Origin of the sequence: Methylobacterium sp. 1030 (assembly GCF_040544715.1) — a bacterium.
Classification (GTDB): domain Bacteria; phylum Pseudomonadota; class Alphaproteobacteria; order Rhizobiales; family Beijerinckiaceae; genus Methylobacterium.
Genome location: NZ_JBEPKM010000004.1, coordinates 154796 through 178753, shown reverse-complemented (window position 1 = coordinate 178753; position 23958 = coordinate 154796). Strand labels below are relative to the sequence as shown.

Annotated in this window: 24 protein-coding genes; 16 read left to right on the top strand and 8 right to left on the bottom strand. The window is 71.7% G+C overall.

The genetic code is table 11. The features are described from left to right. Window positions 1-46 precede the first annotated feature (46 nt). The 3 genes from ABIC30_RS07210 to mobB all read right to left on the bottom strand — a co-directional run bounded on the left by ABIC30_RS07210 (window position 47) and on the right by mobB (window position 2318). The gene (locus tag ABIC30_RS07210; RefSeq protein WP_020094837.1) at window positions 47-400 is read right to left on the bottom strand and encodes an avidin/streptavidin family protein; all 354 of its coding nucleotides are present in this window, start codon (window positions 398-400) and stop codon (window positions 47-49) included. 138 nt (window positions 401-538) lie between these two features. Beyond that, complete coding sequence (locus tag ABIC30_RS07205; RefSeq protein WP_020094838.1) at window positions 539-1795, bottom strand: molybdopterin molybdotransferase MoeA; 1257 nt, start codon at window positions 1793-1795, stop codon at window positions 539-541. Between the two features lie 4 nt (window positions 1796-1799). After that, a complete protein-coding gene (mobB, locus tag ABIC30_RS07200) occupies window positions 1800-2318 on the bottom strand; it encodes a molybdopterin-guanine dinucleotide biosynthesis protein B (RefSeq protein WP_042675035.1) in 519 nt (172 codons plus the stop codon). Window positions 2319-2568: 250 nt separating this feature from the next. Between mobB and ABIC30_RS07195 the strand changes: the two genes are divergently transcribed. The 3 genes from ABIC30_RS07195 (at window position 2569) to fdhF (ending at window position 7689) form a co-directional block, all read left to right on the top strand. Further along, entirely contained in the window at window positions 2569-2883 is a 315-nt protein-coding gene (locus tag ABIC30_RS07195; RefSeq protein WP_020094840.1) for a hypothetical protein, read from the top strand. A 62-nt stretch (window positions 2884-2945) separates the two neighbouring features. After that, complete coding sequence (locus ABIC30_RS07190) at window positions 2946-4664, top strand: NAD(P)H-dependent oxidoreductase subunit E (protein WP_020094841.1); 1719 nt, start codon at window positions 2946-2948, stop codon at window positions 4662-4664. Between the two features lie 55 nt (window positions 4665-4719). Further along, window positions 4720-7689 carry a formate dehydrogenase subunit alpha gene (gene fdhF / locus ABIC30_RS07185; RefSeq protein WP_020094842.1) on the top strand — a complete coding sequence of 990 codons (2970 nt, stop codon included), beginning with the start codon at window positions 4720-4722 and terminating at the stop codon, window positions 7687-7689. Between the two features lie 397 nt (window positions 7690-8086). Here fdhF and ABIC30_RS07180 read toward each other — a convergent pair whose 3' ends face one another. From ABIC30_RS07180 to ABIC30_RS07170, 3 genes are all read right to left on the bottom strand, one after another. Then, window positions 8087-8416 carry a winged helix-turn-helix domain-containing protein gene (locus ABIC30_RS07180; protein WP_020094843.1) on the bottom strand — a complete coding sequence of 110 codons (330 nt, stop codon included), beginning with the start codon at window positions 8414-8416 and terminating at the stop codon, window positions 8087-8089. Window positions 8417-8580: 164 nt separating this feature from the next. Then, window positions 8581-10560 carry a molybdopterin biosynthesis protein gene (locus tag ABIC30_RS07175; protein WP_020094844.1) on the bottom strand — a complete coding sequence of 660 codons (1980 nt, stop codon included), beginning with the start codon at window positions 10558-10560 and terminating at the stop codon, window positions 8581-8583. Next, window positions 10557-11648: a molybdopterin-binding protein gene (locus ABIC30_RS07170; RefSeq protein ID WP_354454637.1), complete on the bottom strand. Its 1092-nt coding sequence runs from the start codon at window positions 11646-11648 to the stop codon at window positions 10557-10559. Before ABIC30_RS07170 ends, ABIC30_RS07175 begins: the two co-directional genes overlap by 4 nt. A 224-nt stretch (window positions 11649-11872) precedes the next feature. Here ABIC30_RS07170 and ABIC30_RS07165 point away from each other — a divergent pair, with 224 nt between their 5' ends. From ABIC30_RS07165 to ABIC30_RS07145, 5 genes are all read left to right on the top strand, one after another. Further along, entirely contained in the window at window positions 11873-12568 is a 696-nt protein-coding gene (locus ABIC30_RS07165) for an ABC transporter permease (RefSeq protein WP_020094847.1), read from the top strand. Continuing rightward, on the top strand, window positions 12565-13275 hold the full coding sequence (locus ABIC30_RS07160) for an ATP-binding cassette domain-containing protein (protein WP_020094848.1): 711 nt from the start codon (window positions 12565-12567) through the stop codon (window positions 13273-13275). Before ABIC30_RS07165 ends, ABIC30_RS07160 begins: the two co-directional genes overlap by 4 nt. Beyond that, window positions 13248-14093, top strand: a complete 846-nt coding sequence (locus tag ABIC30_RS07155; RefSeq protein WP_020094849.1) for an ABC transporter substrate-binding protein — start codon at window positions 13248-13250, stop codon at window positions 14091-14093. Before ABIC30_RS07160 ends, ABIC30_RS07155 begins: the two co-directional genes overlap by 28 nt. A gap of 353 nt (window positions 14094-14446) precedes the next feature. Next, entirely contained in the window at window positions 14447-15112 is a 666-nt protein-coding gene (locus tag ABIC30_RS07150) for a 5-formyltetrahydrofolate cyclo-ligase (protein ID WP_085986774.1), read from the top strand. A gap of 207 nt (window positions 15113-15319) precedes the next feature. Further along, window positions 15320-15529 (top strand): cold-shock protein, encoded by a 210-nt coding sequence (locus ABIC30_RS07145; protein ID WP_020094851.1) that lies wholly within the window; start codon window positions 15320-15322, stop codon window positions 15527-15529. Window positions 15530-15566: 37 nt separating this feature from the next. On the opposite strand, the gene ABIC30_RS07140 is transcribed toward ABIC30_RS07145, so the two are convergent. After that, window positions 15567-15818, bottom strand: coding sequence for a hypothetical protein (locus ABIC30_RS07140; protein ID WP_020094852.1), 252 nt, complete (start codon window positions 15816-15818; stop codon window positions 15567-15569). A 206-nt stretch (window positions 15819-16024) separates the two neighbouring features. Here ABIC30_RS07140 and ABIC30_RS07135 point away from each other — a divergent pair, with 206 nt between their 5' ends. The 3 genes from ABIC30_RS07135 to ABIC30_RS07125 all read left to right on the top strand — a co-directional run bounded on the left by ABIC30_RS07135 (window position 16025) and on the right by ABIC30_RS07125 (window position 17459). Next, window positions 16025-16645, top strand: coding sequence for a spermidine synthase (locus ABIC30_RS07135; RefSeq protein WP_020094853.1), 621 nt, complete (start codon window positions 16025-16027; stop codon window positions 16643-16645). 190 nt (window positions 16646-16835) lie between these two features. Then, on the top strand, window positions 16836-17096 hold the full coding sequence (locus tag ABIC30_RS07130; RefSeq protein ID WP_020094854.1) for a hypothetical protein: 261 nt from the start codon (window positions 16836-16838) through the stop codon (window positions 17094-17096). A gap of 87 nt (window positions 17097-17183) precedes the next feature. Further along, window positions 17184-17459, top strand: a complete 276-nt coding sequence (locus tag ABIC30_RS07125; protein ID WP_020094855.1) for a hypothetical protein — start codon at window positions 17184-17186, stop codon at window positions 17457-17459. 52 nt (window positions 17460-17511) lie between these two features. On the opposite strand, the gene ABIC30_RS07120 is transcribed toward ABIC30_RS07125, so the two are convergent. Further along, window positions 17512-17907, bottom strand: a complete 396-nt coding sequence (locus tag ABIC30_RS07120; protein WP_020094856.1) for a TIGR02300 family protein — start codon at window positions 17905-17907, stop codon at window positions 17512-17514. Window positions 17908-18280: 373 nt separating this feature from the next. Here ABIC30_RS07120 and ABIC30_RS07115 point away from each other — a divergent pair, with 373 nt between their 5' ends. The 5 genes from ABIC30_RS07115 (at window position 18281) to ABIC30_RS07095 (ending at window position 23673) form a co-directional block, all read left to right on the top strand. Further along, window positions 18281-18664 carry a phospholipase A2 family protein gene (locus ABIC30_RS07115; protein ID WP_042672250.1) on the top strand — a complete coding sequence of 128 codons (384 nt, stop codon included), beginning with the start codon at window positions 18281-18283 and terminating at the stop codon, window positions 18662-18664. Window positions 18665-19460: 796 nt separating this feature from the next. Then, the gene (locus ABIC30_RS07110; RefSeq protein WP_042672249.1) at window positions 19461-19727 is read left to right on the top strand and encodes a hypothetical protein; all 267 of its coding nucleotides are present in this window, start codon (window positions 19461-19463) and stop codon (window positions 19725-19727) included. A 511-nt stretch (window positions 19728-20238) separates the two neighbouring features. Beyond that, window positions 20239-21855 (top strand): GMC family oxidoreductase, encoded by a 1617-nt coding sequence (locus ABIC30_RS07105; protein ID WP_020094861.1) that lies wholly within the window; start codon window positions 20239-20241, stop codon window positions 21853-21855. A gap of 333 nt (window positions 21856-22188) precedes the next feature. Continuing rightward, window positions 22189-23085 (top strand): methyltransferase domain-containing protein, encoded by an 897-nt coding sequence (locus tag ABIC30_RS07100; protein ID WP_354454535.1) that lies wholly within the window; start codon window positions 22189-22191, stop codon window positions 23083-23085. A 243-nt stretch (window positions 23086-23328) separates the two neighbouring features. Continuing rightward, the gene (locus ABIC30_RS07095) at window positions 23329-23673 is read left to right on the top strand and encodes a hypothetical protein (protein ID WP_020094863.1); all 345 of its coding nucleotides are present in this window, start codon (window positions 23329-23331) and stop codon (window positions 23671-23673) included. Window positions 23674-23958 lie beyond the last annotated feature (285 nt).

Here is a 23958-nt window from a genome sequence, read left to right as displayed (position 1 = left end):
GCCCCCGTTCCTCGGGACCCCATCGAGGAGGGACGCGACCCTGGCTTCACGAACAGGCGTTCTCGACCTTCGAGAAGATGGTCGTCTCGAGCGCGACGTGATCGGCCACGGCCTTCGGCTGCGAGGACCGTTCGACGGCGTGGAAGACCGCGTGGATCGCCTCGGCCGTCTTCTCGTCGGTCCGGACGAGGCGCCCGGTCCAGGCCGTGATCTCCTGGGGCGACGACGTGCTGGTCACGAAGCCGATGATGTCGCCCTCGGCCGTGCCGACGAGGATGCGGCTTCGATGCGTCTGCGCGAAGCCGGGATCGGCGGCGGTGTAGGTCCCGGAGACCGCCTCGCCCATCTGGAGGAGGCGGAGTTCCGCGCCGGCTTGGCTCCGCCAGACACCATCGAACATCGTTGCTCAAGCCCGCCGATCGAGCGGCCGCTCGCACGGCCCATCACAAGCGATATAGCAGATTTGATATAACGGATGCGCGAGCCCGGCAATGCTGGGGCGCGGTCCGCGTCTCGTGAGGCCCTGAGCGCGGCCCCGCTACCAGAGGGCCCCGTGCGGGTGGAACCGCACGGCGTCGCCCGGCACGACCTCGGTCCGGTCATCCTCCAGCTCCACGAGGCCGTCGGATTCGGTGAGCGATGACAGCATGCCCGCGCCGTCGCGCTGGAACTTCCGGGCCTCCCAGGCGCCGTCGGCGTCCCGGGCGAGGCTGACCCGGACGAACTCCCTGCGGCCCGCGCGCTTCCGATAGGGAAAGGCCGCCCTGACGGTGAATCCGCGCGACGGCGCGTAGGCCTCGCCGGCGAGCCGGGCGAGGAGCGGCCGCACCACGAACAGCAGGGTGACGTAGACAGCCACCGGGTTGCCCGGCAGGCCCAGGAACGGCTTGCCGTCGATCATGCCCATCGCGACCGGCCGTCCCGGCTTGATCCCCAGCCGCCAGAACACGAGGCGCCCGATGCTCTCGACGGCGGTCTTCACGTGATCCTCGTCGCCGGTCGACACGCCGCCCGAAGTCAGGATCACGTCGTGCTCGGCGGCCGCCGCCGAGAGCCTGGCCGCGAGGGCCGCCGGGTCGTCGCGGATGACGCCGAGGTCGCGCGCCGCGACGCCCATCCGCCGGAGAAGAGCGAGCAGCAGGACGCGGTTCGAGTCGTAGATCGCGCCCGGCCCCAGGGGCGACCCGGGCTCGACGAGTTCGTTGCCCGTCGAGAACACGCCGACCCGCAGGGTGCGGCGGACCTTCAGCGTGCGCAGGCCGACCGCGGTCGCCAGGGCCAGGTCCTGCGGCCGGAGACGCCGGCCGGCCGCGATGATCGTCGAGCCCTTCGCCGCGTCCTCGCCGGCGTCGCGGCTGTTGGCGCCCCGCTTCAGCCCGAGCGGCAGGGACACCCGGCCGTCGGGCAGGACCTGGACGTCCTCCTGCATGAAGACGGTGTCGGCCCCCGCCGGCATCGGGGCCCCGGTGAAGATCCGGGCGGCCGAGCCCGCCACCGACACGCCTTCGGGGGAGGCGCCGGCCGCGACGACCGCGCCGACCGGCAGGATCGTCGCATCGGAGGCGCGCAGGTCCGCGAAACGGACCGCGTAACCGTCGACGGCCGAGTTGGGGAACGGCGGGACGTCGATGGGCGCGACGCAATCCTCGGCCAGGACGCGCCCGTCGGCGTCCGGGACGGGAACGTCCTCGGTGCCGACGATCGCTGCGAGCCGCTCGCCGAACAGCGCGTGCGCGTCCTCGATGGTCATCAGAGGACCGCCGAACGCGAAGCAGTCGTCGCTGAGCTGGGCCATCCGGCTAGAGCCTCCCGAGGACGTCTTCGAAGGGAACGGCCACGTCGAGCATCAGCCCCGTCACCGCCGCCGCGTCGTTCAGATCTACGACGGGAATGCCCGAGGCCGGAAACGCGACGTCGCTCGCGATGCCCACGATGGTGGTGTCCAGCGGATGGAGGGGCGGGCGGCCGTTCTCGGCGCGATGGACCTCGATCTTGGGGATTGGCTCCCGCTTGTACCCTTCCACGACGACGAGGTCGCACGGGCTGATCCGCCGCAGGAGCTGGCCGAGGCTCGCCTCCTGCTCGTCGCGCAGCTCGTGGACCTGGGCCCAGCGGCGGCCCGACGAGATCAGAACCTCGCTCGCGCCCGCCCTGCGGTGCTCGTAGGAATCCTTCCCAGGCCAGTCCGTGTCGAAGTCGTGATGGGCGTGCTTGATGGTCGCCACCCGCACCCCGCGGGCGACGAGCAGGGGGATGGCCCGGACCAGCAGGCTGGTCTTGCCGGCCCCGCTCCACCCGGCGAGTCCGATTACGCGCATGCCGGACACCGCTGACAGCCCCTCTCGTGCCGTTCCCACTGCCCCGCGCGAGGGCTCAGGGCAAGCGTCGGCCGCGCCGCCGGGACGCGTGACCCCGGCGTCACGCAAATTGAAACGACTTCAAAAACGATATAACACCTCCGCTATAACGGCTGCCATTTGGTATGCCACGAGCGAGCGCCACGCCAACGGACCCGAACGGGCACGCCATGCACGACTTCAACCGTCCCTCGATCGCGCAGGCCTGAGCATGGGCGACGCATCCTCCGCGGCGGACTGGGCCGCCATCGTGACGGACGCCTACTGCGCCGACGCGAAGCCGCCGCTCACGCAGGAGCTCGCCGGCCGGGTCCGCGACGCGCTCGCCCAGGCGGCCGCGTCGCCGGCCGGAGACGCGCCGGGCTCCCTGATGGACCGCCTGAACGACGCCCTCGACGCGTTCGAGACCGAGCTGCGCTCCGTCGTCGGACCCAGGGTCACGTCCCTGGACGAGGCGACGGGCACGGCCACGATGAAGCCGCGGTCCGAGGCCGGCCAGCCGCTCCGGGCCTTCGGCGGCCAGTAACCTCCGACCGGCCCTCAGGACACCGCGACCACCCGTCCCAGCAGTTGGAAATCAGATACCGCATGAGTGAGGCACCGGGGACAGTCAGGACTTTCTCGCATCCCGGCCGGGGGCGGAACAAGGCGCGCAGCGTCCCCAAGGGGCGCCAGGTCGAGCCGCGGGCGAAGGTCGAGATCGAGGAGCTTCTCGGCTCCCGCTCGCGCCAGCGCGACCTGCTCATCGAGCACCTGCACCTGATCCAGGACACCTACGGCCAGATCAGCGCCGAGCACCTGGCGGCGCTCGCCGACGAGATGGCCCTGGCCTTCGCCGAGGTGTTCGAGACCGCGACCTTCTACGCGCATTTCGACGTCGTGAAGGAGGGTGACGCCTCGATCCCGCGGCTGACCGTCCGGGTCTGCGACAGCATCACCTGCGCGATGTTCGGCGCCGACGAGCTGCTGGAGACGCTCCAGCGGGAACTCGCCTCCGACGCCGTCCGCGTCGTGCGCGCGCCCTGCGTCGGCCTGTGCGACCACGCGCCCGCCGTCGAGGTCGGGCACAACTTCCTGCACAAGGCCGACCTCGCCTCCGTGCGGGCCGCGGTCGAGGCCGGCGACACGCACGCCCATATCCCGGACTACGTCGACTACGAGGCCTATCGGGCCGCCGGCGGGTACGCGACCCTCGACCGGCTCCGCAGCGGGGACCTTCCGGTCGACGACGTCCTGAAGGTGCTCGACGACGGCGGCCTGCGCGGCCTCGGCGGCGCGGGCTTCCCGACGGGGCGCAAGTGGCGCTCGGTGCGCGGCGAGCCCGGGCCCCGGCTGATGGCGGTCAACGGGGACGAGGGCGAGCCGGGCACCTTCAAGGACCAGCTCTACCTCAACACCGACCCGCACCGCTTCCTCGAGGGCATGCTGATCGGCGCCCACGTCGTCGAGGCGCCGGAGGTCTACATCTACCTGCGCGACGAGTATCCCATCTCCCGCGAGATCCTGACGCGCGAGATCGCGAAGCTCCCCGCGGGCGGCCCGCGCATAGACCTGCGCCGCGGCGCCGGCGCCTATATCTGCGGCGAGGAATCCTCGCTGATCGAGTCCCTCGAAGGCAAGCGCGGGCTGCCGCGGCACAAGCCGCCGTTCCCGTTCCAGGTCGGCCTGTTCAACCGTCCGACGCTGATCAACAACATCGAGACGCTGTTCTGGGTCCGCGACCTGATCGAGCGGGGCGGCGACTGGTGGAAGAGCCACGGCCGCAACGACCGCGTCGGCCTGCGCTCCTACTCGGTCTCGGGGCGCGTGAAGGAGCCGGGGGTGAAGCTCGCCCCGTCCGGCCTCACCATCCAGGAACTGATCGACGAGTATTGCGGCGGCATGGCGGAGGGCCACACCTTCGCGGCCTACCTGCCGGGCGGCGCGTCGGGCGGCATCCTGCCGGCGTCGATGAACGACATCCCGCTCGATTTCGGGACGCTGGAGAAGTACGGCTGCTTCATCGGCTCCGCCGCCGTCGTGATCCTGTCCGACCGGGACGATGTGCGCGGCGCCGCGTTGAACCTGATGAAGTTCTTCGAGGACGAGAGCTGCGGGCAGTGCACCCCCTGCCGTTCGGGGACCCAGAAGGCCCGCATCCTGATGGAGCAGGGCGTCTGGGACACCGAGCTCCTGGGCGAATTGTCCCAGTGCATGCGGGACGCCTCGATCTGCGGCCTCGGCCAGGCCGCCTCGAACCCGCTCAGCAGCGTCATCAAGTACTTCCCGGACCTGTTCCCCGCCCCGCGCGCCGCGGCTGCCGAGTGAGGCAACCGATGGTACCGGCGAATTCTATCCCGATGTCCGAGCCAGGAGCGGCCGCATGAGCAACGCCCCCGAACAGCGCGGCGACAAGACCGAGAAGCCCGAGATCCGGGCCGACGGGCTGCAGGATGCGGGCGGCCCCGCGCCGGGCCCGAAGCCGGGAGCCGGCGGCTCCTACTCGGAAGGGGCGAAGGCGGGCGGCCAGGCGGCCCCGGAGCCGTCGGGCTTGCACGATCTCAAGGAGCGGCCGACCGCCCCCTCGACCATCGCGTTCGAATTCGACGGCCAGCAGGTCGAGGCCGCCCCCGGCGAGACGATCTGGGCCGTCGCCAAGCGCCTCGGCACCCACATCCCGCACCTCTGCCACAAGCCCGAGCCGGGCTACCGCCCGGACGGCAATTGCCGCGCCTGCATGGTCGAGATCGAGGGCGAGCGCGTGCTGGCCGCCTCGTGCAAGCGCACGCCGGCCGTGGGCATGAAGGTCAAGTCCGCGACCGAGCGCGCCACCAAGGCCCGCGCCATGGTGCTCGAGCTGCTCGTGGCCGACCAGCCCGAGCGCGCGACCTCGCACGACCCGACATCGCACTTCTGGGTGCAGGCCGACTTCCTCGACGTGTCCGAGAGCCGCTTCCCCGCGGCCGAGCGCTGGACCGGCGACTTCAGCCACCCGGCCATGAGCGTCAATCTCGACGCCTGCATCCAGTGCAACCTCTGCGTCCGCGCCTGCCGCGAGGTCCAGGTCAACGACGTGATCGGCATGGCCTACCGCTCGGCCGACGCGAAGGTGGTGTTCGACTTCGACGACCCGATGGGCGGATCGACCTGCGTGGCCTGCGGCGAGTGCGTCCAGGCCTGCCCGACCGGCGCGCTGATGCCGTCCGCCTACCTCGACGCCGAGCACAACACCCGGACGGTCTATCCCGACCGCGAGGTGACCTCGCTGTGCCCCTATTGCGGCGTCGGCTGCCAGGTCTCCTACAAGGTGAAGGACGAGAGGATCGTCTACGCCGAGGGCGTGAACGGCCCGGCCAACCACAACCGGCTCTGCGTGAAGGGCCGCTTCGGCTTCGACTACGTCCACCACCCCCACCGCCTGACGGCGCCGCTGATCCGCCTGGACAACGTCCCGAAGGACGCCAACGACCAGGTCGACCCGGCCAACCCGTGGACGCACTTCCGCGAGGCGACCTGGGAGGAGGCGCTCGACCGCGCCGCCGGCGGCCTCAGGACGGTCCGCGACACCCATGGCCGCAAGGCGCTCGCCGGCTTCGGCTCCGCGAAGGGCTCGAACGAGGAGGCCTACCTCTTCCAGAAGCTGGTACGGCTCGGGTTCGGCTCGAACAACGTCGACCACTGCACCCGGCTGTGCCACGCCTCGTCGGTCGCCGCCCTCATGGAGGGCCTGAACTCGGGCGCCGTGTCGGCGCCGTTCTCGGCGGCGCTCGACGCCGAGGTCATCATCGTGATCGGCGCCAACCCGACCGTGAACCACCCGGTGGCGGCGACCTTCCTCAAGAACGCCGTGAAGCAGCGCGGCGCCAAGCTGATCGTCATGGACCCGCGCCGGCAGGTGCTGTCGCGGCACGCCTACAAGCACCTCGCGTTCAAGCCCGGCTCGGACGTCGCGATGCTCAACGCGATGCTCAACGTGATCATCGAGGAGCGGCTCTACGACGAGCAGTACATCGCCGGCTACACCGAGAACTTCGAGGCGCTCAAGGAGAAGATCGTCGAGTTCACGCCGGAGAAGATGGCCTCGGTCTGCGGCATCGACGCGGAGACCCTGCGCGAGGTCGCCCGGCTCTACGCCCGGGCCAAGTCCTCGATCATCTTCTGGGGCATGGGCATCAGCCAGCACGTCCACGGCACGGACAACTCGCGCTGCCTGATCGCGCTCGCCCTCGTCACGGGGCAGATCGGGCGCCCCGGCACCGGCCTACATCCGCTGCGCGGCCAGAACAACGTCCAGGGCGCGTCCGATGCCGGCCTGATCCCGATGGTCTACCCGGACTACCAGTCGGTCGAGAAGGCCGCGGTGCGGGAGATGTTCGAGGAGTTCTGGGGTCAGAAGCTCGACCCGCAGAAGGGCCTCACCGTCGTCGAGATCATGCGGGCGATCCACGCCGGCGAGATCAAGGGCATGTTCGTCGAGGGCGAGAACCCCGCGATGTCCGACCCGGACCTGAACCACGCCCGGCACGCCCTGGCGATGCTCGACCACCTCGTCGTGCAGGACCTGTTCCTGACGGAGACCGCCTTCCACGCCGACGTGGTGCTGCCGGCCTCCGCCTTCGCCGAGAAGGCGGGCACCTTCACCAACACCGACCGTCGCGTGCAGATCTCGCAGCCGGTGGTGTCCCCGCCGGGCGACGCGCGGCAGGATTGGTGGATCATCCAGGAACTGGGGAAGCGCCTCGGCCTGCCCTGGAACTACGGCGGCCCGGCCGACATCTTCCGCGAGATGGCCATGGTGATGCCGTCGTTCAACAACATCACCTGGGAGCGCCTGGAGCGCGAGGGCGCCGTGACCTACCCGGTCGACGCGCCGGACCAGCCCGGCAACGAGATCATCTTCTACGCCGGCTTCCCCACCGAGAGCGGGCGCGCGAAGATCGTCCCGGCCGCCGTGGTGCCCCCGGACGAGCTGCCGGACGAGGACTACCCGATGGTCTTGTCGACCGGCCGCGTGCTCGAGCACTGGCACACCGGATCGATGACCCGGCGCGCCGGCGTCCTCGACGCGCTGGAGCCCGAGGCGGTCGCCTTCATGGCCCCGAAGGAGCTCTACCGGCTCGGGCTGGAGCCCGGCGACACGATGAAGCTGGAGACGCGCCGCGGCGCGGTCCACCTGAAGGTGCGCTCCGACCGCGACGTGCCGGTCGGCATGATCTTCATGCCGTTCTGCTACGCCGAGGCCGCGGCCAACCTGCTGACGAACCCGGCGCTCGACCCGATGGGCAAGATCCCGGAGTTCAAGTTCTGCGCGGCCCGGGCCTCCGCCGTCCACACGGCCATGGCCGCCGAGTAGGCGGCGTGATCTCCGGCGGCGCGCCCAGGCGTGCCGCCGGACCCTGGCGGCGGACATCGGGCTGATCCTGTTTCCAATTGATCAGCCCGGTGCCGTCCTTGCGAGCGGAGCGAAGCAATCCAGTCGGCGCGACGCCGGCAGATGTCGCGCGGCCCTGGGTCGCTTCGCTGCGCTCGCGATGACGCAGCGGGCTGATGCTGTTTCCGGTCGATCAGCCCGGTGCCGTCCTTGCGAGCGGAGCGGAGCAATCCAGTCGGCGCGACGCTGACAGATATCACGCGGCCCTGGGTCGCTTCGCTGCGCTCGCGATGACGCAGCGGGCTGCACAGACCGAAGCCGACGCCCGACCGTCGAGAGACCGCTTCCCACGGAGGCCCACCTCTGCGCGGCCTCGCTCCTACGAATCGGCCTTCATCAGCGAGGCGAGAAGGTCGAGTTCGCCCGCCACGGCCTCCGAGGCGAGCCGCTCCATGCGCAGGTAGCTGTCGAGGATGGCGTCGCCCGTGCTGGTCAGGACCGCCCCGCCGCCCCGGCGGCCGCCCTTGCTCGCGGAGACGAGCGGCTCCTGGAACGCCTTGTTCAACGTGTCGATGAGGTACCAGGCTCGCTTGTAGCTCATGCCCATCCGGCGCCCCGCGGCGGCGATGGAGCCGGTGTCGCGGATGCCGCTCAAGAGGGCGGCCTTGCCCGGTCCCAGCAGGGTGTCCGAGCCCAGCTCGATCCGCAAACTGATGCTCGTGTCCTCGCCCAACGCACACCGCCGCTTCGCCGGAGGCCCCAGCGCCTCGCAGGCGTCCCTACGCGAAACGGTCGCGTCGATCATCCCGGCGGGCGACAGGATCGTCCGTCCCGTTCCGTCGAGGCCGGCCAACGGTGCGCACGTCACGCGGCTCACGCGGCGGGCGTGAAGCCCAGAGCGCGCAGCGCGGCGGCCGTCTCGGGCTCGCCCAGCAGGCTCAGGAAGGCCGCGAGCGCCGGCATCTCCCGCGCGTCCGCGCGATACGCGAGGTCGTAGGCCTCCTCCGTCAGCGGGCGGAAGCCCAGCCCGTAGGCATCCGCGACGCTCGCGATGGCCACGCCCCAGTCCGCCCTGCCCTGCGAGACCGCCGCGGCGACGGCGTTGTGCGAGCGCGGCTGGTTCCAGAACCCCGCCGGCCGGGCACCGTTCAGCAGCCCGTCCACGAGCAGGCGCGTGCCCGATCCGGCGTTGCGGTTGACCATCACGGCGTCGGGGTCGGCGAGCGCCGCGGCGACCGCGTCCGCGGCGTCGCGCCCTTCGAACCGGGCGTCGCCGCGGCGGAACACGACGCCCTGGAGGCGGCACCACCCGGGCGCGAGGGACAGGCCCTCGGTGAGGAACGGGGCATTGTACCGGCCCGTCTCGGGATCGAAGAGGTGCATGGCGGCGACATCGCACTCGCCGCGCCGCAGGGCGGCGAGGCCGCCGGCCGACCCGACCCAGATGGTGCGGGCGCGGTACCCTCGCTCGCCGAGCAGGCCGACCACCCGGTCCAGGCCGATGCAGTGGCTGCCGACGATCGTCAGGTCCGGCGCCCGCACGCCGGCGCCCAGGCGGACCACGGCGACGCCCTCCCCCGCCTCGACGCCGGCGCGCGCGGCCGGAACCGCGAAGAAGCCGTCCGCCTGCGAGAAGGCGGTGACCGAACCCGAGCCCTTCGGCAGCGGCAGGGCGATCGTCCCCTCGCGACCGTGGGCGAGGGAGGTCATCACGAACTCGGTGCGGCCGAGTTCGGAGGGCACCCGCTGGGACACTTGCGCCGCGATCGTCTCGTCCTCGCGCGGCGGCAACCCGGCGAGCGCCCGCACGTACGGCACAACGAAGTCGTGGAAGGTGAACATCGCGGAGGTGGGGAACCCCGGCAGGACGATGACCGGCTTTCCCTGCGCCACCGCCACGCAGAGCGGCTTCCCGGGCTTCAGGGCCACGCCGTGGAACAGGATTCCCGGCTCGCCGAGGCGGGACAGCACCCGGTGCGACACGTCGCCGGCGCCTTTGGACGTGCCGCCCGAGAGCACGACGAGGTCGCTGTCCCGGAGGGCGGACCGGAGGGCGGCCTCGAGGACGGAAGCCTCGTCGCGCACGATCCCGAGCCGGACCGGCTCCCCGCCGTTCTCGGTCACCGCGGCCGCGATGATCGCGCCGTTCGAATCGTAGATCGCGCCCTCGGGCAGGGGCTCGCCCGGTGCGACCAGCTCGTCCCCCGTGGACAGGATTGCGACCCGCGGGCGTCCTGTGACGTCGACGGCCGCCAGGCCGCACGCCGCCAGCATGCCGATCTCGCGGGCGGTGATCCGCGTTCCCGCGCGCAGCACCGTCTCGCCGCGGGCCATGTCGGCCCCGGCATAGCCCACGAACTGCGCCGGCCGCACCGCGGTCAGGACATCGACGGTAAGGCTCCGGGCGTCGAACTCCGTGTGCTCGACCATCACCACCGCGTCGGCGCCGCGGGGGATCACGCCGCCGGTGGCGATCGGCGTCGCCGTACCCGGCTGGACGACGACGGTCGGCGCGACGCCGCAGGCGAGGATCTCGCGGTTCAGCGTGAGACGCCGCGGGCTCGCCGGCCCGGCGCCTTCCGTGTCGGTCGCGCGCAGGGCGAAACCGTCGACCAGGGACCGGTCGAAGGGCGGGACGTCCATGGGCGAGGCGACGTCGCGGGCCAGAACGCGCCCGAGCGCGTCGTCCAACGACACCGTCTCGGACGGCAGGCGCGCGTGCGGGACCGCCGCCCGGAACCGCGCGAGCGCGTCGTCCCGGCTCATCACCCGGAGAAACTGCTCCTGGCTCGAGGCCGCGGCGAGGCGCGCGACGAAATCCGCCGCCCCGTCACGGTCCGCGTCGGCGCTCACAGGGCCCAAACCTCTACCTCCTCGCCGGCCCGGAAGCCTTCGCTCTCCGGCTCGACCACGACGATGCCGTCCGCCTGCACCAACCGACCGAGCGGAAGGCCGGCTCCGCCCAGCGGCTCCACGCCGTCCGACCCGCTCCGGACGAAGACGACCTCGGACAGACCGATCGACGAGACGATCTTCCGGAGGAGGACGTGCCGCCGCGGCGAGCGCTCCCGCGCGCCGGCGAGCCGCGCGATGAGCGGACGGCCGAGGGCCAGGAACGCGGCGAGCGCCGCCTCGGGAGGCCCGGGCACCAGGAGGACCGGCCTGCCGGCCGCGGAGCCGACCGCGGTGGTCTCCCCGGGCCGCAGGGCGATGCCGTGCGCGCGGACGTCTCCGGCGCGGGCGAGGGCCGCCGCGCTGTGGTCCGAGCGGCCGAAACCGCTGCCCCCGACCACCAGCACCGCGTCCGCCGTGCCGCCGCGGATCGCCTCGGCGATCTCCTCGCCCCCCCGGGCGCGAACCGCCTCGGTCGCCCCGCCCGCCCGCGCGATCAGACGCCCGAGCAGGGGCGACACGGTATCGAGGCTGGACGTCCCGGCGGTGACGACGCGCAAGCGCGGCTGACGGACGTCGACCGCCTCCAGGCCGGCCGCCTCCAGGACGAGCAGGTGAAGGGGCTCGATCCGGGTGCCGGCCTCGATCAGCCGCGCGTTGGCGGCGACGTCCTCCCCCGCTCCGCGCACGCCCTCCCGCGGGGCGATGTCCGCGACGACCATGCCGTCCGCGAATCCCTCCGGGGGCAGGACGGCATCGGAGCCCGACGGCAGCGGCTGTCCCGCCTCGACCCAGGGTGGCGGTCGCGCCGGGAAGATCGGCGCGTAGGCCGACGCGCCGCCCACCGCGGCGGCCGCGACCGCGAAGCCGTCCCGCATCGCCGTCGGGCCCGTGGGCACGGCAGCGTGCGCGACGACCGCTCGCGCGGCGACGCGTCCGAGCGCCGCTGCGAGCGGGACGGTCGCGGGTTCGACGGGAGCCGCCGCGCCGCTGAGCAGGATCGCCGCCTCCCGAAGCGGGATCAGCGCCGAGGACGCATTCCGGATCATCGTGGCGGCGATGCGCCATCCGGGTTCGATGATCAAGGGCCGGCGCGGCGGCCGACCCGCCGACACGACAATGGTCGCCCCGGGCGATATGCTCGCCGCCTATCCGCACGCGCTCCCCTGACAGGCATGACAGGTCCATTCCGCCGAACCTGCGTCACGAGGTCGGCCTCGACGGCTGATCTCGCCATCCGCCTCGTCCGATTCCCGAGGACCGGCCCGGGGGCATGATGCAGACGCTCCAGGACATCCTCTCCCGCCTGTTCAGCCTGGATCGGGACGTGCTGGCGATCGCGTGGCTGTCGCTGCGTGTCAGCCTCACCGCCGTCGGCATCGGTCTCGTGCTCGGCATACCCCTGGGTGCGTTCCTGGCCGTCGCCCGCTTCCCCGGACGCGGCGCCGCGGTCGGCCTGCTCAACGCCTTCATGGGGCTGCCGCCGGTGCTCGTCGGCCTCGCGCTCTACCTCGTCCTGTCCCGCTCCGGTCCGCTCGGACCGCTCGGCCTGCTGTTCACCCCCGCCGCGATGATCGCCGCGCAGGCGACGCTCGCGACCCCGCTCGTCGCCGCACTGACGCAGCAGGTCGTCGCCGACGCCCGGGTGCATCTCGGGGAGCAGCTGCGCTCCCTCGGGCTCTCCGCACCGCGTCAGGCCGCGGCGATGATCTACGACGTGCGCTTCTCCCTCGTGACCGCCGCGCTCGCCGCGTTCGGCCGGGCGATCTCGGAGATCGGCGCGGTCCTCGTCGTCGGCGGGAACATCGACGGGTATACCCGCACGATGACGACGGCGATCTCCCTGGAGACCCAGAAGGGCGATCTCAGCCTCGCCCTGGCGCTCGGCCTCGTGCTGATCGGCCTCGTTCTGGTGGTGAACGTCGCCGTGGCCCTGCTCCGCCGGCACGCCGCGCGGGTGTACGGATGAGCGCGACACCGGCCATCCGCCTCGAGGACGTGACCCTGGTCCTCGACGGTCGGACGGTGCTCGACCGTCTCTGCCTGGAGGTCGCTACGGGCAGCGTCACGGCCGTCATCGGCCCGAACGGGGCGGGCAAGAGCGTCACCCTGAGGGTCGTCGACGGGCTCCTGCGGCCCGACGGCGGCACGGTGCAGGTCGGCCCGCACCGGCGGGCCTTCGTGTTCCAGCGGCCGGCGCTGATCCGCGCGACCGCGGCCGCGAACGTCGCGCTGGCTCTCGGAGACCTGCCCCGTCCTGCGCGGGCCGCGCGGGTGGAGGAGGCGCTCGCCCGCGTCCGCCTCTCCGAGCGCGCCCGCGATCCCGCGACGCGGCTCTCCGGCGGCGAGCAGCAGCGGCTGGCGCTGGCCCGTGCCTGGGCGGTCGGCCCCGACCTGCTCCTCCTCGACGAGCCGACCGCGAACCTCGACCCGGCCTCGACCGAGATCGTCGAGGGATTGGTGTCCGCGATGGCGCGGGCGGGCACCACGGTCGTGCTCGTCTCACACAATCTCGGGCAGGTGGCGCGCCTCGCCGACGCGGTGATCGTGCTGGCCTCGGGCCGCGCCGTCGAGCATGGTCCCGCCCGACAGATCCTGTTCTCGCCCCGGACGTCCGAGGCGCGGGCCTACCTCGCTGGGGAATTGCCGTGGACGCCTTTCGTCGCCGCCTCCTGACCCTGGGACTGGCCGCGCTCCTGAGCGCGGCTGCCCTCCTGCCGCCGGCCGAGGCCGAACCGGTGTCGATCGTCGTCGCCTCGACGACCTCGACCGAGCAGTCCGGCCTGTTCAAGCACATCCTCCCGCTCTTCCGGGAGGCGTCCGGGATCGACGTGAAGGTCGTCGCCCTGGGCACGGGACAGGCGCTCGACGCGGCGCGCCGCGGCGATGCCGACGTGGTCCTGGTCCACGACCGTCCGGCCGAGGACAAGTTCCTCGCCGAGGGCTTCGCGAAGCGGCGGTACGACGTGATGTACAACGATTTCGTGCTGATCGGCCCGGCCTCCGATCCGGCCGGCGTGCGCGGCCTGGGCGTGCGCGAGGCCTTCGCCAAGCTCGCGGCCAGCAAGGTGGCGTTCGTGTCGCGCGGGGACCGCTCGGGCACTCACAGCGCCGAGCTGCGCAGCTGGAAGGAGGCGGGCGTCGATCTCGCGGCCGTGCGCGGCCCCTGGTACCGGGATGTCGGCCAGGGCATGGGCCCCGCGCTCAACACGGCCTCGGCCCTCGGCGCCTACATCCTCGCCGACCGGGGGACCTGGCTCGCGTTCAAGAACCGCGCCGACCTGGTCATCCTGGTTCAGGGGGACCGGAGCCTGTTCAACCCCTACGGCGCGATGCTGGTGGATCCCGACAGGCACCCCGGCGTGAAGGCGAAGCAGGGACAGGCCTTCATCGACTGGCTCGTCTCACCGGAGGGGCAGCAGGCGATCGCGGGCTACAAGGTCGGCGGCGAGCAGCTGTTCTTCCCGAGCGCCGGCGCGCCCGTGACGCGCTGAACCCGGGATCCCCGGGTCGAAGCGCCGGATCGCCGTCGACGCGCGCGCCTGCCCGTCCCGGGCATCCGCGAGGGTGGGCGGCGGATCTCGCCGGCATTCGCCATCGTGCGGCTCGGAGACCGGCCAGGGACGATGGTCGGCCGGGTCGGGGCGGCGCGGGACGTCGCGATCCGCTTCACCGAACCGGAGGTGCCGAGCGCGCGTTTGGCCGAGGTCACCCAGGACTGTGCGGGTCCACCGTCGCGAGGGAGATCATCGTGGTCGGGCATTCAACCGAGCGGCCTGAGACGCCCCCGGAACCCGCGGCGCCCGAACACTCCGCGTTCGGCGCGTACAGCTCTCCACCCTGCTTCATGCACGAGCTCGGCCCCGACTTCGTCGGCCCGGCGGCGGAGCCTCGGCCTTCCGAACCCTGCGGTCCTGAGAGCGCCGCATCCGACTGGCCGAGCGTGCGGCAATGGCGAAAGGAGACCCGCGCCGCGCTCATCGCGCGGCGGGTCGGCATCTCCGCCCAGGACCGCGCCGCCCGGAGCGAGCGGATCGAGCAGGGTCTCCGAGCCGCTCTACCTTCGGCATCGGGCCTATCGATCGGTCTCTACTGGCCCTTCAGGGGCGAGTTCGACGCCAGATCCCTCCTGACGGAGCTGCGCGGAAGCGGGGCGCGACTGGCGCTTCCGGTCGTCGTCGAGAAGGCGCGCCCGCTCCAGTTCCGGGTCTGGTCGCCGGGCGAGCGCATGATCCGCGGCGTCTGGAACATACCCGTTCCCGCAGAGGGCGAGATTGTCGACCCGGACGTCCTGATCGCGCCGCTCGTCGGCTTCGATCAGGCAGGGTACCGCCTGGGATACGGCGGCGGCTTCTATGACCGGACCATCGCGTCCAGGTCGACGAAGCCGCGGGTCATCGGCGTCGGCTTCGAGTTCGCGCGGCTCGCGACGATCCACCCGCAGGCGCACGACGTCCCCATGGACATCATCGTGACGGAAGGCGGCGTCTGGCCCCGCACGGAGCGACCCTGATCGCGCCGCGGAGCGGGCCGGTGTCCGCGCTGGCCGGCTCGGCAGGGCCTGGCCCAGGACCGTTCGGCCTGAGGTCGGCGGATGAGGGCGCGGGGGTCTCAACCGAGGCTCCTGATCGGGGGGGCCCTTGGAACAGGCGGCCGCGGCGGCTCGTTCAGGCGTCACGGCCCGCCACGTTGGCGAGCCGGTGACGACCAGGATACAGCCATGGCTACAGGCACCGTGAAGTGGTTCAACGAGACCAAGGGCTACGGTTTCATCCAGCCCGACGATGGCGGCAAGGACGTGTTCGTTCACATCTCGGCCGTCGAGCGTGCGGGCCTTCGCTCCCTCAACGAGGGTCAGAAGATCTCCTATGACGTCGAGGCGGACCGCCGCAGCGGCAAGGAGAGCGCCGCCAACCTGAAGGCTGGCTGAGCACCGCGCGACGAGTGGCCTGTATCGGGGCCGCTCGTCACAGATCGGGCTTCGAACTCGGGGCAGGAGACCGCGTCAGGCTCTCGATCTCCCGCATCGGTCTCCCCGACTTGCGGGCGATCTCCTCTTCCTGCTCGGTGATGAGAGTGCGTGCCGGCTCGTCGCCGTCGAGGCCGCCCAGGATCTCGGCTGGCACGCGCCGATTCGAGGCGCGGCTGCCGTCGGCGTAGGTGACGTCGAACAGCACGAACCCCTGCACCTTCGGCAGAGACTTGGTACGCTTGGCCATGAGGGATATGCCGGCTTCTCGGACGAGGCGAACGCCGTCGCGGCCCCTGCGTCTTGCAGGCGCGACGCGCGGTCAGGAGCGCGTCTCATAACCCATCCTTCCCGTTTGCCGGAATATCCATGGCGCCGGCCCACAGAGGGACGCCTGTGACATCTTGGAGGCACATCGACACCGGCCTCGTTCCCGGCGGGAGCCCGTTGCACCTGATGCAGCGGGGCCACGAGTTCTCCATCGTCGCCGACACGATCGAGCTGATGAACAGCACCCGCGGGGCCTCCGAGGAGGCGCTGGCGATCCTCGCTTGCGGCCGGGTGCGCGGGCGGGGCGCGGCGCGGGTGCTCGTCGGCGGCCTCGGAATGGGGTTCACCCTGCGCGCGGCCCTGCGCAACCTTGAGCCCGAGGCGCGAGTCACGGTCGCCGAGTTGGTACCGACGGTCGCGGCTTGGGCGCGCGGACCGCTCGCGGGCGTCTTCGCCGGCTGCCTCGACGACGCCCGCGTCGATCTGCGCGAAGCCGATGTCGACCACCTGATCCGGTGCGGCCCGGCCGCCTGGGACGCGATCCTGCTCGATGTCGACAACGGACCGGAAGGGTTCGTGCGCCCGGAGAACGATCGCCTCTATGGCAAGCACGGGTTGGAATCGGCGCGGCGGGCGCTGCGGCCGGGCGGCGTGCTCGGCGTCTGGTCGGCCAATCCCGACCGCAAGTTCAAGGCGCGCCTCCAGCGCTCGGGTTTCGCCGTCGAAGAGGTTCGCCCCCACGCGAACGGGCGCAGCGGCCCGCGGCACGTGGTGTGGATCGCGACCTCCGCCGGCCCGACGGTCTGACCCTTCCTGAACGTTGATTGGGCCGCGTTCCGGCCCTGATGGCCTTGCCTCGGCAGCGAGCGGGCGTCCGTCGCACTCTATCCTTCGCGTCCCGGCCCTCTTACACTCGATCTGTCGCCGGATCGGCCAGACTTCAGGTTCCGGCGGCTTGGGGGACGCGTGCCCCCTCCTACGGAGCCGTGAGCCCGCGATGGCCGACCTCATCGATTTCCCCGGAAAACGCCGAGGCTCCGGCTCGGCCTACCGGTTGCACCGGTTCGGCGCGGACGGCAGCGACCGCGGCACGGTCCTCATCCGAGCCCGCGACGACGCGGAGGCCAGGCATCAGGCCGACAGGCTGGCCGAGGGATTGTTGGCCGAGCTGTGGTCCGGGGACCGGCTCCTGGATCACTTCGCGCCGGCCGGCCACCCGGTTGCGGCCTGCATCGGTCCCCTGCGCGACGGGCCCTGATCCCGCGGACGCGCTGGCCTGCCGGCGCCGCGAGCCAGCCGTTGTTACATTGTTGCATGCTCTCGCGCGAGGTGCGATACGCCGCGGATGTCAGCTGAGGCCACGCTCTGGGATCTGGTGACCGCCGAGCGTATCGCCATCGAGGATGTCGGCGCCGCCGTCGACGCCTACCTGGCAGAACCGACCACCCAGGATCACGCCATCGGTCCGGACCACGTGCTCGATCTCGCGGCGGCCGTCGCGGCCCACCCCTCCGCGCCCGCGATCGTGGTCGACACCGAGTCCGACGAGCCGTCGCGCCGCATGGCGGTGCGGGCGGCCCTGCTCATGAGCCGCCCCACCACCCGATCAAACAGCGACTGAGATTGCGGCCACCCGCGCCCGTCCGCCGGACGACCGGCGGCGGCGTGCGGGTTTACTGGTCGTCATCGTCGTCGTTGACCTCGACGAGATCGCTGGTGTCGTCATCGTCCTCATCGACGACGAGGTTGTCGTCGTCGACCTGCTCCCCGTCGTCCTCGATGTCGAGCGCGTCGTCATCCTCAGCGTTGCTGTCCGTGTCCTTCTCGGCCTCCTCGGCCTCGACCTCGTCCAGCGAGACGAGTTCGGGGCCCTCCGTCTCGTCCTCTTCGTCGCTCGGCGCCTCTTTGCGCGCGACGACGGGAGCGCTCCCCCTGGAATACGATGTCGCGGCAGCGATCGGCACGACCTCGCCCGAGTAGGGCGAGATCACGGGATTCTTGCCGAGATCGTAGAACTTCTTCCCCGTCGTCGGGCAGATACGCTTCGTGCCGAGGTCCGGACGCGCCACTGAGACTCTCCCTGAAGGCCGTGAGACGCTGGATCGCCAGCGAGCATGCGGTGATGTCTACCACAGTCAGCAGCCCGATGCCCCGCCTCTTCGCGCCGAGCGAGGCGTGTCTGCACGACAGAGGTGCCGACACGCGATCGGCAGAGGAGGCAGAGGGGGAAAGTGCGGCGGGGCCCGACCTCCGTGATGCCGGGCGATGTCGCGGACGCTGCGGTGACGCAGCGACCGCGATGTCCGCGATGCGGGTAGGACGTCATCCAAATAGGGGTGGTGCTCCGGAGCACGTCGCGCCGTGATGTGTGGTGCTTAATCGTGTCTCGCACCGTCATCGCCGATGGGACTTGTGCGGCGCAGGTGCTGGAGGGTCTCCACCATGTTGACTCGCACCGTCATAGGCCTCGTCGCCCCCGTCTGCCTCGCCGCCGCGTGGGCCACGCCGTCCCTGGCACAGCCGGCCGCCAACGGCGGGCCGAAGTTCCTCATCCACGGCAACTACTGCGGCCCCGGCAACAACGCGCCTCTGCCGCCTATCGACGCCCTCGACGCAGCCTGCGCCCGCCACGACGCCTGCACGCCGGATATCGGACTTCCGACAAAGGCCTGTAACCTTCGACTGGAACGCGAGGCAGCCGCGGTTGCTCGGGATCCGCGGCAGCCGGACAATGTGCGCTCCCTCGCCGGATTCGTCGCGTCGTTCGCGGCGTCGAACGCGTCGAGCCCGGCGCCGACGGTGCTCCCCGCGAGACTGGCGCGCTGAGAGCCCGACGCATCCGCCACCATTCGCCCGCGCGGGCGCAGGGCGCCGGCTCGAACCGGAAGCCGGCGGGATCGCCGGCCGTGGGGGTTCATCCCGCCTGCGCCGTCTGCCGCCCCTGGTCCCGCGCGCGCGCAGGAATCCGGTGACGGCGATGGCGCGCGCGGGGCCCGCCGCGGCCGGCCGGGCGGGCCGCGTTGCGCGAGCGTGGGGGCCTACCGTCCGCTGGGCGCGGCGTAGCTGCCGGTAACGCCGTTACCCCGGCTGCTGCCGCCCGCAGAGCCGGGGGTCTTGTTCCGGACGAAGCTCGCACCCGGATAGCGCCGCTGGACCCGCGACATCGAATGTCGCCGCACGTGATGGCGCCTCATCCGGACGTCGGTGAGCATGTCGGACGGCGACGAGAGGCCGGTCGCGGGGCCCGCGGGAACGGCCGAGGCGGGGACAGCCAGGACGCCGAGGCCGACACCTGCGAGCGCGGCGAGAACGAGAATGCGCATAGAGCTCCTCCATGCCTCGGCGGAGATGGATCGCCTCGGCATGGAGGGAAGACCTGAAGCGCGCGTCTGGTTCAATGAGCGGGCCTTCGTGAGCGCAGTCTGCCGGGCGGCCGCGACGCCGGCGGCAGAGACAGCCTGGTCACGCGCGGTCACAGCTGCGCCGCCAGCGCGATTAATCCCGGACGCCGCGTGCGCAGCGGCACGTCGCTCCGAGACAATCGCCCCCATATCAGTGTCACGCAAGATGAAATGGACCGTAAGTCTCGGACTGTACTGCGTAAAGGAGCAAGAATTAGCCTATGAAGACCCGTATCGCCGCTACCGTCACCGCTCTCATGCTCGCCGTAGCTCCGATCTCGTCCGCCATGGCCTACGATCGTCCTGCCTGGACTGGCTCCACGCCCTACGATGTCGAAACCACGGGCTCGTTCGGCGCCCCGTTCGGCGGCCGCTACGACCGCGACCCCTGGACCTGCCCGCAGAGCTCGGCCGCGGAGGGCAATGCCAACCAGCAGAACTTCCCGGTCAAGCAGTACGGCCAGACCGCCGGCGGCAACCGCTGCTGAGGTCGGGGGACACGATGCTGAAGGCCTTCTCCTACGCGATGATCGGCGCCTTCCTGGGCGGCCTCATGATGACCGTCGTCGGCTCGGCCGGCGTGCTGATGGGCCTGTGAACCCGGCAGGATGCCGGCGGCCACCCGGTAACGGACAACGAGACTGACGCGAGCGGCGGGGTGCGAGCCTCGCCGCTTTCGCGTGTCCTGCCGCTCGATCCGCCGATCCGACCTGCCCGCTCGCCGGCTTGTGGCGCGGACGAGAAACCGTGTCCCATGTAACGCGCGCGGTCACGCGCCGAAATCCACCTGTAACAGAAGCATTGCGTTATCGATCCGCGCGTCGAACGCGGGGCGCGCGCCGCTTCGCGCGGCAGCCCGATCGCGGCGCCACTGATGTTCCGGCAATCCCGACGAGGCGATTGCTGGAGCGCGGAGACGTGAGCGTCGGAGTTTTCTGCCCGATCCTCGATTGACCGAGATCATTCCGATCCGCTGCTACAGGTGAGACCTTCCAGATCATGAGCACTTCAGACGCCCTCGACCGGGCCGATTTCGCGCGGCGGGCGGGGGAGAACCAGGCCCGGCTGACCGCCGACCTGAAACCGGCCTACGACTTCGTCGTCTGCGGCGCGGGCGCCTCCGGGTCGGTCGTCGCGCGGCGGCTGGCGGAGAACCCCGAGGTGCAGGTGCTCCTGCTCGAGGCGGGCGGCTCGGACGACGCCGAGGCCGTGCTCGATCCCGCCCTCTGGCCGACCAATCTCGGCGGGGCGCGGGACTGGGGCTTTCGCGCGGAGCCGAATGCCCACCTGAACGGACGCACGCTCTCCATGGCGATGGGCAAGGGCCTCGGCGGCGGCTCCAGCGTCAACGTGATGGTCTGGGCGCGCGGCCACCGGTGCGACTGGGACGCCTTCGCCGCCGAGGCCGGCGACGCGGCCTGGGGCTACGAGAGCGTCCTCGACATCTACCGGCGCATCGAGAACTGGCGCGGCGCCTCCGATCCGGCGCATCGCGGAAGCGGCGGTCCGGTCTGGGTGCAGCCCGCCTCCGATCCCAGCCCCGTGGCCCACGCCCTGCTCGACGCCGCGCGGGACCTCGGCATCCCGACCTTCGACAACCCCAACGGGCGCATGATGGAGGGGCCCGGCGGCGCGGCGATCACCGACATGCTGGTCCGCGACGGCCGGCGCGTCTCGCTGTTCCGCGCCTACGTCCATCCCTGGCTCGACCGCCCCAACCTGACCGTCCTCACGGACGCGCTCGTCCGCCGCGTGACCTTCGACGGCCGCCGCGCCACGGGGGTCGAGTTCGTCCACGCGGGCGCGGTCCGGACGGTCGGCGCGCGTGCCGAGACGGTCCTGTCGATGGGGGCGATCCACACACCCAAGGTGCTGATGCTCTCGGGGATCGGCGACCGGGACGAGCTCGGGGCGCTCGGCATCCCGTCGGCGCAGCACCTGCCCGGCGTCGGACAGAACCTTCAGGACCACGTGTCCTTCGGCTGCACCTGGGAATATGCCGACCCGATCGCGCCGCGGAACAGCGGCAGCGAGGCGACCCTGTACTGGACGAGCCGGCCCGGCCTCTCGGCGCCGGACCTGCTGTTCTGCCAGGTCGAGTTTCCGGTTCCGAGCGAGCAGACCGCGGCGCGCGGCGTTCCGGCCCAAGGCTGGACGATGTTCGCCGGCCTCGCGCAGCCCGCCAGCCGCGGCCGCCTGCGGCTGCGGAGCGCCGACATGGCGACGCCGCCGGTCATCGAGGCGAACTTCCTGTCCCACCCGGCCGACGTGACGGCGGCCGCGGCCTGCGTCGATCTCTGCCGCGCCCTCGGCAACGCGCCGGCGTTCCGCCCGTACGTGCGCGCGGAGGCCATGCCGGGTCCGCTGTCCGGCGCGGCGATGGCGGACTACATCCGCGATGCCGCCGTCACCTACTGGCACCAGAGCTGCACCGCCCGGATGGGCCGCGACGCGCTGGCGGTCGTGGACGGTGCGCTCCGGGTCTACGGCATCGACGGCCTGCGGGTCGCCGACGCCTCGATCCTGCCCCGCGTGACCACCGGCAACACCCAGGCGCCGTGCGCGGTGATCGGTGAACGGGCCGCCGAGATGCTGAAGCGCGCGCACGGCCTGTAACGCCCGTCGCCGCAGCGAGCACGATCGGCGGACCGGAGGGCTCGCTCAGGACGCCCCGTCGCGCGGACATCGCACCGGCCGAGCCGGGCGTCGAGCCCGTCCCCGGAATCGCGACGCACCGCGCGTCGCGGACGGTCCGATCAGGCCGCGTGTGACGGCCGGAAGCGCTGAGGTCCCCTGAGCCGCTGTCGAGGAGCGCCCGGGCGGAAGATCCACGGGCTCACGGCCGGGAAAGACACCGCGGATCCTTGCCCGGCCTCTTTCCGAGGATGCCGGGCCGTCCTGTTCGGGTGCCACGACGCGTCGTGGCGATCATCACTTCGGCGGTCGCGGATGGCTATCGACACGATTGAACACACGCTGCGCGCGATGGGAAACGCGGCGCGAGGCCTGGCCGCGGTCGGTGCGGCCCTGCGATTGCGGCAAGACGCGAAGGAAGGCGCGCGGGAAGGCGCGAGGGCGGTCGATCCCGAGGTGGCGCGCCGACTGCGCGATGTGGTCGCCGCCGTCATCCCGGGCGGCCTCGGTGAGCTCGAACCCGAGCAGGTGTCCGCGCTCCTGGCATCCGTCACCCACGCGCTCGAGGAGGCGCGGGATCTGCTGGATCACCCGGAGCGGCCGCCGGTCTGGCAGGTTCGCGATCCCGCGATGTTGCAGGCTCAAGGCCAGGCGTCGCGCAGCGTCGTGCGGCGCCTGGCGGCCTTGTCGACCGAGCGCCCGTCGCTCGCGGCCGCACTCACCGGGCGCTTCCTGGATGTCGGCACCGGCGTGGGCGGCATCGCGCTGGAGGCCGCGGCACGCTGGCCCTCGCTGCGGGTCGTCGGCCTGGACATCTGGGAGCCGGCCCTGGCCTTGGCGCGCGCGAACGTGGCGGCGAGCCCCTTTCACGGCCGTATCGAACTCCGTCTGCAGGATGTGACGCGGTTCGACGATTCGGCAGGCTACTCGCTGACGTGGCTTCCGGCACCCTTCCTCTCCCGGGACGCGGCCCGAACAGCGCTCGATCGACTCACGGCTGCGCTCGAGCCGCGGGGGTATCTGGTGGTCGGACTCTACGCTCCGCCGGCGGATCCCGCGGCCGCCGCGCTCGCTGCCCTGCGGCTGGCCCGCAGTGGCGGACATCTGTGGGAATGCGCGGCCATGGAGGCTGAACTTCGCGCACGCGCCTTCACCGCGGTCGAGACTTTCGCGGGCCAGCCGGTCACGCTCGTGATGGGGCAGCGCGCGTAGAGCGATCGCACGCGCGCGGCCGACGTGGCGGCCAACGGCGCGGCCAACGGCGCGGGCCGCCTGCCCGCCGCGGCGTCGGAGTTCGCGGTCGTCCCGACCGGTCGAGGTTCGGTCGAAGCGCGCACCCGAGCCCCCGCGAGGGATCCCGCGTCGAGCCCCGCGTCCGGGCTTCTGTGACCGGGATCACAGCGACCGGCCATCGGTCGGCGGCAGAGTGCCTTCACCCCAACAGGGAGACGCACGATGAAGATGATCTCGACGAAGATGTTGATGGTGGCGGGTCTCGCGGCCGCGACATTGGCCGGTGGTGCCGCCAGTGCCGACGCCCGCGGGTTTGGCCGTGGCGGTTTCGGACACGGAGGCTTCGGCCATCACGGAGGCTTCGGCCATCGCGGGTTCGGGCACGGAGGCTTCAGGCACGGCGGGTTCGGTCACCATCGCCATTTCTACCACCGTGGATTCCGTCGGCGCTTCGGCGGGTTCAGCTGGGGCTATCCCGCGAACAGCTCCTTCCTCGGCCCGAACTTCGGCGACTGCCGCGCGATCTACAATCCTGTCTTCTTCGGCCATGAGCGCGTGTGCGGCTAGCTGAGCGACCATCTTCGCCGGATCGCGTTTCCGTCACGCGATCGGCCGCCGCTGCACGCGCGGCGGCGGCCGGCTGACCGACTCCATCCCGCAACCCCTCGCTCCGACGACGGGATCCGTGACGGCGACCCCAGCCCCATCCGTCCCGGGGATGCCGCCCGACTCTCGTGATCTGAGCCGCATCGGCCGCGGATCGAGCGACAGCTCGTAGCGGCCGGAAATCCCGGTATTATGCAGCAACCTCACCCAAAAACGTTGAGGTGCCTCGTTCACGCTATCGGCAGT

Coding starts and splice junctions, on each gene's coding strand:
- ABIC30_RS07125 (WP_020094855.1), top strand. CDS start 17,184: ATGTCAGCTGAGGCCACGCTCTGGGATCTGGTGACCGCCGAGCGTATC.
- ABIC30_RS07170 (WP_354454637.1), bottom strand. CDS start 11,648: ATGATCCGGAATGCGTCCTCGGCGCTGATCCCGCTTCGGGAGGCGGCG.
- ABIC30_RS07110 (WP_042672249.1), top strand. CDS start 19,461: ATGAAGACCCGTATCGCCGCTACCGTCACCGCTCTCATGCTCGCCGTA.
- ABIC30_RS07145 (WP_020094851.1), top strand. CDS start 15,320: ATGGCTACAGGCACCGTGAAGTGGTTCAACGAGACCAAGGGCTACGGT.
- ABIC30_RS07115 (WP_042672250.1), top strand. CDS start 18,281: ATGTTGACTCGCACCGTCATAGGCCTCGTCGCCCCCGTCTGCCTCGCC.
- mobB (WP_042675035.1), bottom strand. CDS start 2,318: ATGCGCGTAATCGGACTCGCCGGGTGGAGCGGGGCCGGCAAGACCAGC.
- ABIC30_RS07140 (WP_020094852.1), bottom strand. CDS start 15,818: ATGGCCAAGCGTACCAAGTCTCTGCCGAAGGTGCAGGGGTTCGTGCTG.
- ABIC30_RS07165 (WP_020094847.1), top strand. CDS start 11,873: ATGATGCAGACGCTCCAGGACATCCTCTCCCGCCTGTTCAGCCTGGAT.
- ABIC30_RS07195 (WP_020094840.1), top strand. CDS start 2,569: ATGGGCGACGCATCCTCCGCGGCGGACTGGGCCGCCATCGTGACGGAC.
- ABIC30_RS07100 (WP_354454535.1), top strand. CDS start 22,189: ATGGCTATCGACACGATTGAACACACGCTGCGCGCGATGGGAAACGCG.
- ABIC30_RS07095 (WP_020094863.1), top strand. CDS start 23,329: ATGAAGATGATCTCGACGAAGATGTTGATGGTGGCGGGTCTCGCGGCC.
- ABIC30_RS07130 (WP_020094854.1), top strand. CDS start 16,836: ATGGCCGACCTCATCGATTTCCCCGGAAAACGCCGAGGCTCCGGCTCG.
- ABIC30_RS07210 (WP_020094837.1), bottom strand. CDS start 400: ATGTTCGATGGTGTCTGGCGGAGCCAAGCCGGCGCGGAACTCCGCCTC.
- ABIC30_RS07135 (WP_020094853.1), top strand. CDS start 16,025: ATGCAGCGGGGCCACGAGTTCTCCATCGTCGCCGACACGATCGAGCTG.
- ABIC30_RS07160 (WP_020094848.1), top strand. CDS start 12,565: ATGAGCGCGACACCGGCCATCCGCCTCGAGGACGTGACCCTGGTCCTC.
- ABIC30_RS07205 (WP_020094838.1), bottom strand. CDS start 1,795: ATGGCCCAGCTCAGCGACGACTGCTTCGCGTTCGGCGGTCCTCTGATG.
- ABIC30_RS07150 (WP_085986774.1), top strand. CDS start 14,447: ATGCACGAGCTCGGCCCCGACTTCGTCGGCCCGGCGGCGGAGCCTCGG.
- ABIC30_RS07105 (WP_020094861.1), top strand. CDS start 20,239: ATGAGCACTTCAGACGCCCTCGACCGGGCCGATTTCGCGCGGCGGGCG.
- ABIC30_RS07190 (WP_020094841.1), top strand. CDS start 2,946: ATGAGTGAGGCACCGGGGACAGTCAGGACTTTCTCGCATCCCGGCCGG.
- fdhF (WP_020094842.1), top strand. CDS start 4,720: ATGAGCAACGCCCCCGAACAGCGCGGCGACAAGACCGAGAAGCCCGAG.